Origin of the sequence: Burkholderia sp. 22088 (assembly GCF_052045915.1) — a bacterium.
Taxonomy (GTDB): domain Bacteria; phylum Pseudomonadota; class Gammaproteobacteria; order Burkholderiales; family Burkholderiaceae; genus Burkholderia; species Burkholderia cepacia.
In genome coordinates, this window is record NZ_JBQEPY010000017.1 from 1 (window position 1) to 13698 (window position 13698).

Here is a 13698-nt window from a genome sequence, read left to right on the forward strand (position 1 = left end):
GCTTCTCGGCGGAGAGGACCCGCTGGCTGTGATGAGCGGCGCGCACCGGGAGATCTTCAAGATGGTCCGATCGCTCAGACAAATGGTCGCGGACCTGCCGCGCGACGGCACGAACACCACGCAGGTGCAGGCGATACAGCGCTTGTTGTACGGGCTGGAAGCGATCGTGCGCCTGCATTGCGCTCAGGAGGAGGAACTGTTCCACGCCGTGGGTGCGGATGCGTGACGACGAAGCGCGTCACGCACGCGACGCATGGACGAGCAGAACCGGAGTTTTCGTGATGCGCGCCACGCGCCCGGCCACGGTGCCGACGAGCCAGCCCGTCACGCCTCGCCGCCCGTGAGTGCCCATGACGATCATGTCCGCATTCCATTCGAGCGCGTCGCGCACGATCAGATGGGAAACGTCCGCGCCGGCTCGATCTGCGTGAACAAGTTGCGACTGCGCATGTCTGGCCGTGCCTTCGATTATGGCCGTGGCACCCTGGAGCACATGATTTCCTTCGCCGATCAATGCTTCTTCCAGTGCCCCGCCAAGGACGAAGTCGCCCAGCATTGGGGGGCGATCAACCACGTATATCGCACGGAATTCGGTGTCGACCCGCGAGAATGTCAACCCTGTCCGCAATGCGTCGAGTGCGATCGCGCTTCCGTCAACCGCGAACAGCATCCGCCGTGGCAGATGCTCGGCAACCGACGCGAAACCTTCCGGAACGATGAGCAGCGGGCATCCGATGAGTTTGCCGAGCGGGCCGGAAACCGTCCCTTCGACCCATCCGAGCAAGCCATGATGCTGACGTGCGCCGACGATCAGGAGTTCGGCCTGCCAGGTTTGCGCGCTGTCGGCCAGTGCATTCACGACATCCCCGCCTCGTGTGGCGAGGTCGATGACTTCCGTGTCGATGACGAGATCGTCGCGATCCATTGCGGCTTTGGCGCGCGACACCGCATCAGATGCATCCCTGAGCAACTCGACGCGCGCGGATTCGAGGAACGCCATGGTTTTCGACCCGAGCGGGACGAGCGTTCTCGGATTATCCGCAACGCTGATGATGTGCACCGCCGCATTCGATGGGAGGAACGCTTTGGCATACGCGAGTGCATGCACGGATGCGGTCGAACCGTCGACGGCGACCAGCACCCGCCGCAGAGCGGGGACGGCCTGGACGGGTGAAGTGGTGGTGCTCATGAATGTCCCCCAGTGACAACCGACGATCTCGTACACGGCAATTTTTCGCGCGGTCAGCTTTTACCTGGTTGACCTTCGTCAAGCACATTCGCCATAGCAGTGCCGACACGGTTCACGTTCGACTGAATTACGAGCACACGTTCTGAATGCGTTTGGTGACCTGCTATCGCACGAATTCGTCTGGTGATGAATTCCGGGTTAAACGCCGATTGCAAGCGAATCGGTCACGTTCGCGCAAGAAGGGTTATAGAGACGTTCAACAATCTTTGGCCAGATGCTGGGGAGAGCAAGCGGCTGCCGCCGCAGGAAGGGACGTTCGATATCAGCAGCAAGATCGTCGACATCCATGAACGCGTAGATGTTCACGGTTCGGCGGCAGGTTACCTTTGCGTGAGAGCGCAGGCAAAGACGGGCGGACCGAGCCGCCCGCATGAAACGCACTCGTTGTCGCGGTTACTCCTGACGTCCCGCCCAAACTACGGGCCGCCGATCGATCCACGGCCGTGCGCGTTCGAGCTGCCCTGCGAGTCGCAGCAATTTATCTTCTCGCGCGAATGCTCCCGCGAACTGCATCCCGATCGGCAGACCCGTTTCGGGATGACTTGCTAGCGGCACCGACATCGCGGGAACACCGGCGACATTGAACGGCGGGGTAAGAGGCGAATGCCGGAATACTCGCTGAGTCCATTCGAGGCCGTTCATCGATTCCGCGCCCTCGCCGTACTCTCCAATGCGCGGTGGCATTTGCGGCAGCGTCGGCGTTAGCAGCACATCGAAGTCTTCGAACCAATGCCCGACAGCCCGTGTCACAACGTTGCGCATCGCCAGAGCGGCGGCGAATGCGGACGCCTTTTCTTCCTTGCCATAGCGATAACAGGCCAATGTGGCGGGCTCCAGCGTCGTCTCATCGATCGGGCGTCCCGTTGCGGCAGCAAGGCCTTCGATCCAGCCGACCAGCGTCGCCGTCCAGATCGTCGCATTCATCTGCACAAACGCGTCCCACGAGACACCCAGTGACGGCCGTACTTCGAATACCGTGTGACCGAGTTCTTCCAGGAAACGTGCCGTCGATTCCACCGCTGTCGCGATTGCCGGGTCGGTTCGATCCGCGCTCCACGGATCGGTCATCATGCCGATCCTGAGGTTGCCAGGTTCGCGCTCGACCTGCGACAGGAAGCTGTACTCCGGCGCAGCGGTCAGGTAAGGCTCGCCGATCGCCTGTCCCTGGATCGCATCGAGTAGCGCGGCGCTGTCCCGCACGCTCCAGCTCACGCCAAGTTGCACACCAAATCCTGCGAAGACTTCGTCGAGGGCTGGCCCGTTCGAGCTGCGCCCGCGCGTCGGCTTGAGTCCGAACAAGCCGTTGTAGCTTGCCGGCACCCGTATCGAGCCGGCGGCATCGGTAGCATGCGCGAGTGGGACGACGCCGGCTGCGACGGCGGCGGCGGCACCACCGCTCGAACCGCCGGCGCTCGAATCCGGCTGCCAGGGATTGCGCGTCGCACCCTGGAGCGTGGATTCCGTGGTCGTGCTGAACGCCATTTCGGGCGTAGTCGTGCGGCCAATCGTAACGAGTCCAGCGGCGCGGAACCGCGACATGAGCCACGAATCGGCCGGGGCGACAACGTCACCGGAGAGCCGGCTCCCGAGTTCCAGCCGCTTACCGCTCATGGCAACCGCAAGATCCTTGATCAGAAACGGGACGCCAGCAAGCGGACCAGTGCAGTGTTCCGGGTTGCCTCCGCTATCGCTGGCCGGCCAGTGCTCGATAACCGCATTGATCGCGGGATTGACGGCCTCGATCGCCGAACGGGCGAGTTCGGCAAGCTCGGCAGGCGTGACTTCGCGATCCGACACGCGTTTTGCAAGCCCAATTGCATCGTGACTTGCGTATTCGCTGAGATTCATGTGCGCCTCCAGGTTGAAGGCGACAAGATATTGCAGGCGCGGGCTGGTGATTAGCCCGTTCTTACAGCAAAGATTGAGCCATCAGCGGCACAATCTCTATGCTAGGCTCAAGCCATCAACAAATGCTCAGTCCGGATATTGCCGTCGATGACCAGGGATCTCAACGACACGCTTGTGTTTATTCGCGTCGTGCAATCAGGCAGCTTTACTGCGGCAGCGATCGCGTTGCAGATTCCCAAGACGACGGTCAGCCGGCGAGTGCGGGAACTCGAGGCGCACCTCGGTTCGCGCCTGTTGCACCGGACCACGCGCAAACTGCGTCTGACCGAGGCCGGTACGGCTTACTTCGAGCACTGCCGCACTATCTGCACACAGCTCGACGAGGCAGAGAATGCCGTGCAGCGTATTCGCGGCACGCCCGCAGGCTGGCTGCGCGTGACGCTTCCGTATTCGTTCGGCGTCACGTGGATCGCGCCATTGATCGCCGGATTCTCCTCTCGCTATCCCGATGTGCGGCTCGATATTCTGGCGACGCACGTGCCATTGGATCTTTTCGATGACGAAGTGGACGTCGCTCTGCGTCTTGGCGTCCTTCCCGATTCCAGTCTCGTGGCGCGGCGACTCGGGACTTTTTCGACGTCGGTCTATGCGAGTCCCGCCTATGTCGAACGGCACGGTGCGCCGGCCGTTCCCGATGAACTCCGGCTCCATCCTGCGCTCGCACTTCATCAGGCTCGTAGCGACAGCGGCTATACCTGGCCCCTGCGCAAGCCGGGACGGAAGGCGACTCACTATGCGCTGGAACCGGCGATCGTCGCCAGCGACCCCGCACTTATGCTTGACGCCGCGCGCGCCGGAAAAGGCTTGTTGCTGGCTATGGATGCCAGCATGGCTCCCGAAGTCGAGGCAGGGCGCTTACTGAGAGTGCTGCCCGAATGGATAGGTCCACCGCAGGATTTGAACGCACTGTTTCCGCGAGAGCTGGTTCCCTCGCCCAAGCTGCAAGCTTTTCTGAACTACCTCAAAACGCAATTGCGTTTCGGCGATATGACGTGACAGACATTGAAGGCGTTCAGGTTCGACGAATGGCTCCTGTGCGCCAGGAGCGGACCTCGGAAGTGTATTTCGTTGAGCGGCTGCTCCGGGTCGATAGCGCCCGCCGGATAAGCGCGCACTCAATCTCGCTTTGCTTGAAAGGAGATTGTCATGGAATCCGAGAATGTCGTCGTTCGTGACCGTGCGCCATGGAACAAGGGCAAGCTCACCGGGCAGAAGCCGCCGTTAAAACTCCGAGAAATCTGGGCGATTCGGACGCGACTTCAAATGGCGCCGAACCTTCGGGAGCTCGCGATGTTTAATCTCGCAATTGATAGCAAGCTCCGAGCGTGCGATCTTACGCGGTTGCTGGTTCAAGATGTCCGCCACGGAAGCCACGTGGCGTCCAGAGCGACAATCATGCAGCAGAAGACCCAGCGGCCGGTGCAATTCGAGATCACGGAACGGCCTCGTGAGAGCCTCGAAGCTTGGATCGAAGCGCGAGGACTGAAGGCAGCGGATTTTCTGTTCCCGAGTCGGTCGCACACGTCACCGCATCTGTCGACGCGGCAATATGCCCGGCTGGTACATCGTTGGATTGCATCGATTGGCCTTGACGATACTGCATACGGAACCCATACGATGCGCCGCACAAAAGCTTCGCTGATCTACCGGCGGACGAAGAACCTTCGGGCGGTGCAGTTGCTGCTCGGACACACGAAGCTGGAAAGTACGGTTCGCTATCTCGGCATCGAGGTCGACGATGCCCTTGAGATGGCGGAGCAGACGGAGGTTTGATGGCATCACGGCCGGCAAGCGGTCGCTTGCCGGCCAGTTTCTGTCACTCGACAGTGCTGCTGGATTTGGAGACAATCTGATCCGAGCTGCTCGTTTAGGCCACGTAGATCCGCGATGAGTCTCAATGAAAGATTAGTCGAAATAGCCCGGCAGTCATCTTGGTGTATGTCGGCTCTCTCGGCGTCACGTGCAATGGGCCTGAAATCCTGGTGCATTGGCGCAGGGGCCATTCGCAATTTGGTCTGGGACTCGCTCCACGGATATGCGACTCCGACATGCCTAGCCGACGTCGATTTAGCCTACTTCGACCCGTCCGATTTGTCGTCGATTCGCGATGCCGAAATCCAGCACAGCCTCACGGCGCAATATCCTGAATATCCTTGGGAGGTCACCAATCAGGCCGCCGTGCACACATGGTTCGAAGCAGCTTTTGGCCATCCGGTTTCGCCGTTTGTATCGTTGGAACACGCTGTCGCGTCGTGGCCTGAGTTCGCGACATCGGTCGGACTAACGCTACTAGAAGACGACTCGATTAACGTCATTGCACCGTATGGGCTTGACGATCTTTTTGCAATGGTGGTTCGGCGCAACCCGGCGCGTGTAAACGTCTACACCTATCGAAAGCGAATTGAACAGAAGCAATATCAAAAACGTTGGCCTGGCGTAATAATCGTGCCAAGCTGACCGGTGCACGGATTGATCAACCTCTGTGGAACAGTGGGACTGCCATGATTGTGTCGCGATATGCTTCTTGCATAGTCGGGTGGCCCTCCACAAAGAGACGCGCGAAGCTACATCGACGGCGACGAACCTAAGCAGACACCCACCATGTTCTGCCGGCAACATCAAATGGAGCGAGCGTGATAAAAGCGATTTTCTTTGATTACGACGGAGTTCTCACGACAGATAAGACTGGTTCACTCACGACCAACAAATATCTAAGCCATGCTTCGGGCGTAGATTACGAACTGATCCAGAAAGCTTTCTCATACTACAACGCCGACTTGATCCTCGGGAGAACGACACATAAGGCTATCTGGTCTTATGTATGCAAGTTAATTGAGCATGAGCTCGATTTCTCACTACTCGAACAGGCATTCCTGAGCACGCCCACGAACGATGCCATGTTTGCTTTGGCGCGTGACCTCAGAAAGCGCTATGCCGTTGGGATCATCACGGACAATAAAAAAGACAGGCTCGATTGCCTGAGAAAATCTCAACAACTCGATGAATTGTTCGATCCAGTAATCGTGTCGGCCGAGCATGGTGTGGGAAAACAGAGCCCAACGATCTTTGAGAGAGCATTGCGTGAACTACATATCGGCCCAGAGGAAGCCGTTTTCGTGGACAACACGCCTGCGAATCTGGTCGTGGCGCAGCAGCTTGGAATGCACACTTATCTGCACGACGATGAACTGAACGATGTCGGAAGATTGACCGCAACGTTAGCCGGACGATACCGAGTGCTGTTGGATTAATTGAAGGTTGAACGAATCATTGCGCCGCGAGGCGAGTGAAACGACCGCTTCGGAGGGAAGCGAGCGTCCGTTGAGGGTCGACCACGGTCAACCAGCTCCGACCAGCCGCCCACGACCAATCGCTCGACGCCACGTGCCAGTCTGTTGATAATCAGGACATGATCCGCCGACGCAAGGCGTCACTTCTAACCCAAACAATCGCGATCGACACGTCTTTTGCGCATTTCTTGCCGGAGTTACTTGTGTACATCGATGTACCCCGCGGTCTCGTGTTCTTCGACCAAACTGACGCTTTCCTTCCCGAGCCGGCGTTAGTGCAATACGACCGTGATTCGAAAACGATTACATCGATCGCCGGCGCGCAGACGGACGATACGGTATGTGATGTATCGCGCGACGGCCGTCGCCTTGCATTGGCATCGGCGTCGTGGATAGTCGCACGTAATACCAACCGCAGCCGCTTGACCGTAGTTGCCGATGGCGCCGTCCTGCATCAGACCGACAAGTTTCTGTCGTTCTGGACACGCCTGGATCCTTCCGGGCGCTATGCGCTGGTAAGCGCCTTCAAGAGCAATGACAAAGGCCGTCCGGTGGTGATCGATCTGGACACCGGCGAGCATGGCGATCCTGTCGCGCGTGATTTCGATGCACGTTTCGGCGACGTGGATCCGGTCGACGGACTCCTTTGGGCTCCAGACGAACGAACCAGGAATTCGGTGCTGATCGTGAATTGCCGCAGCGGCGAGATCAATAAGGTCAATCTCCCGGCGGGCGGCAAGGTCAAGCGCCTGCGCTTTGCGCGCGATGGGTCAGTCATGTTCGTCGCGAGCGATACCAATCAATTGCTGTGTTGTGACCGGGATGGCTCGGTAGTATGGTCGCGCGATATTGGCGAATTTGGCGAGGTTCGCTCGGCCAACATCCTGTTTAACGAGAGTGGCAGCCATTTGTGCTTACCCTTGCTGGAAACGGCACGCTGCAATTGGGGCGAGGATCTGGTGATCGACGCACATACCGGTGCGGTCGAACATGCCATTCAACGTCACCGTGGGCCGCCCGCGCGACTGGCAGCAGATTGGTTCGGCGACCGGCTGCTGACGCATGGCGGTGAAATCGTCGATTTTTATACCGGCAAGGTGACGGACATGCTGTCGTTCAAAAACGGCAGCAGCGCGATCGCGGGGAACCTCGGCTGCTGACATATTGACACCCCACCGACTCACTCGGTCAGCAACTCAGCACCGCGACGCAACGAGATCCCGGCCAGCTGTTCAGCAGGCTGCGGTCGCGCGAACAGAAACCCCTGCACCTGGTGGCAGCCGATTTCCTGCAGGAACGCGAGCTGCTTCTCCGTCTCGACGCCCTCCATCACGACATCGAGCCCCAGCGCGCGCCCCATCGCAACGATCGCGCGCACGATTGCATCATCCGTGCTGCCCGAACCGCAGTCCGTCAGGAACGACCGATCGATCTTCAGCGTATCGACGGGCAGATCCTTCAGGTATACCAGCGACGAATAGCCCGTACCGAAATCGTCGATCGCCAGGCTGATCCCCCGTGTCGCCAGTTCGCGCAGCAGGATGCCGATTTCCTCGCGGGTGTTCATCGCCATGCTTTCGAGCAACTCGAGCTGCAGGCATTCGGCCGGCAACGCGGTTTCGCTGAGGATGGTCGTCAGGTCGCTGAGAAAATGGTCGGTAAAGCATTGCCGCGCCGACACGTTCACCGACACCCGCCCGAACTCGAAACCCTCGTCGAGCCAGCGGCGCGCCTGTCGGCAGGCTTCGCGCAGCACCCACCGGCCGATCGGGACGATCAGCGCCGACCGCTCCGCCAGACCGATGAAATCGCCCGGCGGCACCAGGCCCTTGCGTGGATGCAGCCAGCGCAGCAGCGCCTCCACGCCGACGATCCGGCCGCTGGCCAGATCGTATTGCGGCTGGTAGAACAGCCGGAATTCGTTCTGCTCGAGCGCGCGGTGCAGCTCGCCGAGCGTCTCCAGCTGCTCCATCGCCGACGACGTCATCTTGCTCTCGAAGAACTGGAACACGTTCCTGCCGCGGCTCTTCGCGCCGTACATCGCCTGGTCCGCGAGCAGGATCAGGTGCTCCGCCTCGGTGCCGTCGTCCGGATAGATGCTGATGCCGATGCTCGGCGTCACGAAGATCTCGCGACCGCCGACATCGATCGCCCGCGCCACTTCGTCCAGCAGCTTGCGTGCAACGCGCCCGACGTCGCGAACATCGTCGAATTCCTCGAGCACGAGCGCGAATTCGTCACCGCCCATGCGCGCCACCGTGTCGTTCGCGCGCACCGACGTGACGATGCGCTCCGCGACCTGCTTCAGCACCTCGTCGCCGGCGTTGTGGCCGAGCGTGTCGTTGACCAGCTTGAAGCGGTCGAGATCGAGGTACATCACCGCGACCTTGCGACCGAGCCGCTTCGCGTGAGCGATCGCGTGCGCGAGCCGCTCCTCGAACAGCGCCCGGTTCGCGAGATCGGTGAGCACGTCGTGCGTGGCGAGATAGCCCAGCCGCTCCTCCGCCTGGCGCCGCTGCGTGATGTCGGAGAAGATCGCCGCATAGTGCGAGATCTCGTCGTCGTTGTCGCGAATGCTGGTGATCGTCAGGTATTCCAGAAACAGCTCGCCGGTCTTGCGGCGATTCCAGATTTCGCCTTGCCAGTGGCCATCGGTCGTCAGCGAATGCCACAGCTGCTTGTAGAAATCCGGTGTCTGGCGCCCGGAACTCAGCAGGCCCGGGTTGCGCCCGATCACTTCGTCCGCGGTGTACCCGGTCAGGCGCGTGAACGCCTGGTTGACGCGCTCGATCCTCGCGTGCCGATCGGTGACCATGATGCCTTCGAGCGCCGATTCGAACACCCGATCCGCCATGCGCAGGTTGAAGCGCGCGAGACCCAGCGCTTCGTCGCGCTCGCGCACGGCGCTGCGCAACTCGTTCGCGTATTCATGCTCGATGCTCTGCAGCACGTCCGCGAAACAGAGCAGCCCGGTCAGCCTGCCCGCCTCGTCCCGAATGCCGACGTGCCGCATATTGTGCTCGGTCATGAAGCGCTGTGCTGTATACAAACTCTGCTTCGCGCTCAGCATCTGCAGCGGCTTGCTCGCGTAGGCCCCGACCGCGCCCTGGGACGCGCCTTCCGCCAGGAGCCGGACGATGTCCCGCTCGGTCAGGATGCCGTGCTCGCCGTCGTCGTAGCCGACCAGGATCGCATCGAGTCGTTGCGTGCGCATCCGCGTGACAACGTCGTGCAGCGCGACCTGCTCGGACACCACGACGGGCGGATGGACGCGGATCGATTCGATCGGCTTCAGGTGCAGGAAGAACTCCGGCCCCTGGTTCACGACGACGTCGGTCTGCGTCAGCACGCCGATCGCGGCGTTATCGCGGACCACCACGAAGTGCCGGACGCCCGACTGCTTGAACTTCATCGCGGCCTCACCCAGCGGCGTGTTGGCCTCGAGCGTCAGCACCGGATGGCTCATTACCTCGCTGACCGGCCGATCGAGCCCGTGCGGATCATCGCCGGCCGACAGTGCATCGCGCTCGGTCCAGATCCCGACGACCTGTTCATCCTCCATCACGACGATTGAGCTGCAACGCTCGATGAACATGCGTCGCGCGACCTCCCGCACCGGCGTGGCGGGCGTGCAGGACAGAATCTGACGCGCGACGAGGCGCGCAATCGGAACATCGTAGCTGCTCGGATACATTCTCTAACCAAGACGAAAAGCCCGCGCCGGCGCGCTTCGATCCGGCAACCTTCAGGCTCGCCCGCGGCGACAGGCGCGGCGCGATCTCGCTTGCCTCGAATGGTTGCGTACTCATCGAACTCGCAGACGGGGCATTGACCCATCGTGTGAGGCGTCGCGGCGGCGAGCGTGGCACATGAGCCGCGACGTCGCATTTGACGATCCCTTGTCCAGCGGGTTCAGACGCCGGAGCGCCGCCCACTCGGAGGCAGCCGCCCTGAGTTAACGACAGATTCTTGGAAGAGTTGAGTGCCGTGACGACATTCGTGCTGCGCGCCGGCAAGTCGAGCGGCTGCGGGACGGGTGAACCGTCAATGCGGCCGAGACACCCCCCGGCTTCAGCAGGGCTTTTTGTTACACGCGGGTGACAAGGCGTCGCATGGACCGGCGGCGGCGCTCATGGCGGGATGGAAGCCGTCCACGGCCGCCGTGAAGTCCGGGCGATTCGCGGACGAGACTCGAGATCGGGCGGCCAGCTGCGCCCCGGCCGCTTGCGGCCGTCTGACACGAGCGCTCGAATGGTTGACGATCCGAGCGCTCATGGTCATGTGGAACCACCGGAATGCTGCCAGCCCGGCGTAGTGCGTCCACTACTCCGGGCTTCCGGGCCTGCAATTTGAAGATCAGAAGCTATGGTGCATGCCGATGTTGACCTGAACCTGGTTACCGCCCGATGAGGTGTTGCCAAAGTCGGCAGCCGAAGCCTGAGCGCCCTGGGCATGGACGTAGGCACCCACGGCGTAAACCGACGTGCGCTTCGACAACGCGTACATGGCACCGAGCGACGCCTGGTTGATCGAAGCCATCGTGCGGCCTTCGGCAGCCTGGCTGGGCGTGGCTGCGGAACCGTAGACATACGTGTACCCGGTGGCCAGCGACAACGCCGGGGTGACCTGGTACTGCAGGAGCGCACCCAGCACGTTGAAGTGGATCGACGGCTGGCCGTTGTTGCCTTGGTACTGCGCATTCGAGTACCGCAAGCCCGCCGTGTACGGACCGATCTGGTATTGAGTTGCGATCTGGGCGATGCCCGCGCTCTTGAACGCATTGCCACCGTTATAACCCGAGCTCGGATAGCCCAGCGCGGTACCGAAACCCGGTTGTGCCGTTGCGTTCTGCCACCCGTTCTCACCCTGGTTGGCCGCACGGAAATAACCGCCGGCGACGGTCAGGCCGCCTTGAGCGTAGTTCGCCGCCACCGACCACGATTGCCCCGAACCCATCGCACCGGCAACACCGCCGAACGAGTACGCGCCTTCAGCCTGGAAGCCGTTGATGACCGGCGAAATGTACTTCACGGCGCTGTTCTGGTTCGTCGTGTTGTCGTTGTTGTCGACGTCGCCCGGGGTCGAGAATGTCGACGCTGAAATGGCGTCGCCCGTCAGGCCCTGCACCATTTCCGTTACGGCATCGAGCTGGCGCCCCATGCGCAGCGTACCGTACCGATCGGAAGCAATGCCGACGTATGCCTGGCGGTTGAACAACGAACGCGTGGCACCAATCGGCCCCTGGCCGTTTATGCCGCCCGTACCGATATTGAAACCGTTTTCGATCTTGAATACCGCCTTGAGGCCGCCGCCGAGGTCTTCGTCCCCCTTGAGGCCCCACTTGTTCGAACCTACGGCGCCCCCGTCGAGGCCGAACCGCTTGTGGCCATTGATGTTCGAGGTGTAGCCGATACCCGAATCGAGCATGCCGTACAGGGTGACCGACGACTGCGCCATTGCTGCCGAAGATGCGGCGAATGCGGCAACAGCGATAACGCTGACGTTGATGTTTTTGTTTTTCATCTGTATTTCACTGTCAGGAGTGGTTTTGGGATTGTTTGAAACGGGTTGTGTCGTATTCGAATGCAGATGACGGCGCACGGCCTGCGCGTCGTCTCGGCCGCAACGGCCAGCGTCATATTCGCCAAATCGGCATAATCAAATCAATCATTTCGTCATCCTCAAAATTGCATGCGGAGAAGCATCGCGCATCTCGACCTGTCCGGCACTCTTTCGATCAGAACAATCGCGGCGTCCCCACCTGGATCAAAGCCGCTTCCTTGCTTCCGTTGTCGCTCCAGCCCTACGGCACCGTGGATCGAGAATGTGCCGAGTCGCCTGTTTGCTGCATCAATACCTTGCCTTCCAGCTCCGGCGAAACTTCACCGTCGATCACGCGAAGAAACTTGCCCCCTGCGCGGTGATTTCCGGGCGCGCCTTGGCCACGAGCGCGCACTAGAGGATTCATTCGAACTGACGTCCTCCCGCCGTATTCACGATTCGGCGAACCGATGTGCCGAATCCGCGAAGCCGGACAACTCGAGCGGATCACCGCGCTCAGCCGAACTTTCCCCGATGGCATTTCGGAGCAGCCCGGCGTCGTCACGTTCAGCGCCCGTGCAATGCCCGCGAGCAAGGTCGGCGATGACGAAACCGGACCACGCTCCACCTGCTACAAAAGACCGTCTGGACGTACCGGCCGCCATTACAGGCTGCTTGAGCGTCCGGTTCAACCGCTGGCGAAGTACGCGAACCTAATCGCCGAGCACCAACGTGGCCGGATCGCGCTTAGCGAGTGCGAAAGACCATATCAGGAACATAATTTTGCGTCAAAAATTGTTTGATATAAGTTAATCTGGTTTGATAACGTTGCGCCATGCCGGACTTACCCTTATAGGAACTGGCCCGAGGACACCGCGTCAGCAAGATCCGCGCCGTGACGCTGATCCACGATCAGACGAAAACCCGGTGTCGAACGGGAGCGCTTACGCGCTGACGGCAGACGCTCCCTATCCGACGTCGGGCCGGGGCCAAAATGGCAGCGGTAAGCGAGGTATCCTGGCTCGCATCGCAGGGCACCAGCCCGCCGAGACAGACGCTGCACGCCGTTCTCTCGAAGTGCTCGCTGCCATCGAGGTTTCCGTCGCTTCCGCATCCGCTGCCCTGGCCTTGATGATTCAGTGACCGCGTACGACTCCTTTCCAGAAATGCGCCCGGCTGCTTCCGGTACCTGAATGAATTCATGCCCCGTTCGACTCCGTGAGCACGTGCCGTCCGACATCGAGCGATTTTGCGAATTGCAGATGAGCTCGCAAGTGGCCGCCATGTGTCGTGGCTCCCACGCACGAGAGAGCAATGTGAACATGCGTTGGCAGACGCGATCGCACAGCAACGATCCGCGACCCGGTTTCGGCTGATTGTGGCTGGTTTTTGTTGCCGGCCTTTTGGGGAAAGGGCTACGCGGCTCATGCGATTCGTGCGCTGCTCGTTCTCGCGTTCGGCTCGGGCAGGATGACGAGCATGACGGCGTCATGCGCTATCGAGAATCGAGCCTCTCTTCGCGTCGCCGAAAAATGCGGGTTTCGCCTGATAGCCACGATAGGTGATCGATGCACCTTCGAAATCCACAAGGAAGAAGTCAATCTCCACAGCGTGAAGATGTGAACCTCTTGGTGACTTTGTAACCGCCAATCACGTAGCATCCGTGCTTACGATGAAATATCAAATAATTCAACAGTCGATTGATATTGA

General features: G+C 60.6%; 12 protein-coding genes. 7 read left to right on the plus strand and 5 right to left on the minus strand.

The window, feature by feature from the left end:
- The coding region (locus ACTJLD_RS28815; protein ID WP_440660194.1) for a hemerythrin domain-containing protein at window positions 1-226 on the plus strand (226 nt) is incomplete at its 5' end.
- Between the two features lie 12 nt (window positions 227-238).
- Here ACTJLD_RS28815 and ACTJLD_RS28820 read toward each other — a convergent pair.
- The 3 genes from ACTJLD_RS28820 to ACTJLD_RS28830 form a co-directional block, all read right to left on the minus strand.
- Window positions 239-1189: a universal stress protein gene (locus ACTJLD_RS28820; protein WP_440660195.1), complete on the minus strand. Its 951-nt coding sequence runs from the start codon at window positions 1187-1189 to the stop codon at window positions 239-241.
- Window positions 1190-1387: 198 nt separating this feature from the next.
- Window positions 1388-1555, minus strand: coding sequence for a hypothetical protein (locus ACTJLD_RS28825; protein ID WP_185625810.1), 168 nt, complete (start codon window positions 1553-1555; stop codon window positions 1388-1390).
- 87 nt (window positions 1556-1642) lie between these two features.
- On the minus strand, window positions 1643-3097 hold the full coding sequence (locus tag ACTJLD_RS28830; RefSeq protein ID WP_060349607.1) for an amidase: 1455 nt from the start codon (window positions 3095-3097) through the stop codon (window positions 1643-1645).
- Window positions 3098-3244: 147 nt separating this feature from the next.
- On the opposite strand from ACTJLD_RS28830, the gene ACTJLD_RS28835 reads away from it, so the two are divergent.
- From ACTJLD_RS28835 to ACTJLD_RS28855, 5 genes are all read left to right on the plus strand, one after another.
- The gene (locus ACTJLD_RS28835; protein WP_119336692.1) at window positions 3245-4153 is read left to right on the plus strand and encodes a LysR family transcriptional regulator; all 909 of its coding nucleotides are present in this window, start codon (window positions 3245-3247) and stop codon (window positions 4151-4153) included.
- Between the two features lie 150 nt (window positions 4154-4303).
- Window positions 4304-4930: a tyrosine-type recombinase/integrase gene (locus ACTJLD_RS28840; RefSeq protein ID WP_301824952.1), complete on the plus strand. Its 627-nt coding sequence runs from the start codon at window positions 4304-4306 to the stop codon at window positions 4928-4930.
- A 114-nt stretch (window positions 4931-5044) separates the two neighbouring features.
- A complete protein-coding gene (locus ACTJLD_RS28845; RefSeq protein ID WP_081066056.1) occupies window positions 5045-5614 on the plus strand; it encodes a nucleotidyltransferase family protein in 570 nt (189 codons plus the stop codon).
- Window positions 5615-5790: 176 nt separating this feature from the next.
- Window positions 5791-6408: an HAD-IA family hydrolase gene (locus tag ACTJLD_RS28850; RefSeq protein WP_059693523.1), complete on the plus strand. Its 618-nt coding sequence runs from the start codon at window positions 5791-5793 to the stop codon at window positions 6406-6408.
- Window positions 6409-6566: 158 nt separating this feature from the next.
- Window positions 6567-7607, plus strand: coding sequence for a YncE family protein (locus tag ACTJLD_RS28855; protein WP_440660197.1), 1041 nt, complete (start codon window positions 6567-6569; stop codon window positions 7605-7607).
- A gap of 20 nt (window positions 7608-7627) precedes the next feature.
- Here the strand turns inward: ACTJLD_RS28855 and ACTJLD_RS28860 are convergent, their stop codons facing one another.
- Together ACTJLD_RS28860 and ACTJLD_RS28865 are read right to left on the minus strand one after the other, a co-directional pair.
- Window positions 7628-10141, minus strand: a complete 2514-nt coding sequence (locus tag ACTJLD_RS28860) for an EAL domain-containing protein (RefSeq protein WP_226255673.1) — start codon at window positions 10139-10141, stop codon at window positions 7628-7630.
- A gap of 662 nt (window positions 10142-10803) precedes the next feature.
- A complete protein-coding gene (locus ACTJLD_RS28865) occupies window positions 10804-11970 on the minus strand; it encodes a porin (protein WP_059693529.1) in 1167 nt (388 codons plus the stop codon).
- Window positions 11971-13341: 1371 nt separating this feature from the next.
- Between ACTJLD_RS28865 and ACTJLD_RS28870 the strand changes: the two genes are divergently transcribed.
- Window positions 13342-13611: a GNAT family N-acetyltransferase gene (locus tag ACTJLD_RS28870; RefSeq protein ID WP_440660327.1), complete on the plus strand. Its 270-nt coding sequence runs from the start codon at window positions 13342-13344 to the stop codon at window positions 13609-13611.
- The last annotated feature ends 87 nt before the right edge of the window (window positions 13612-13698 follow it).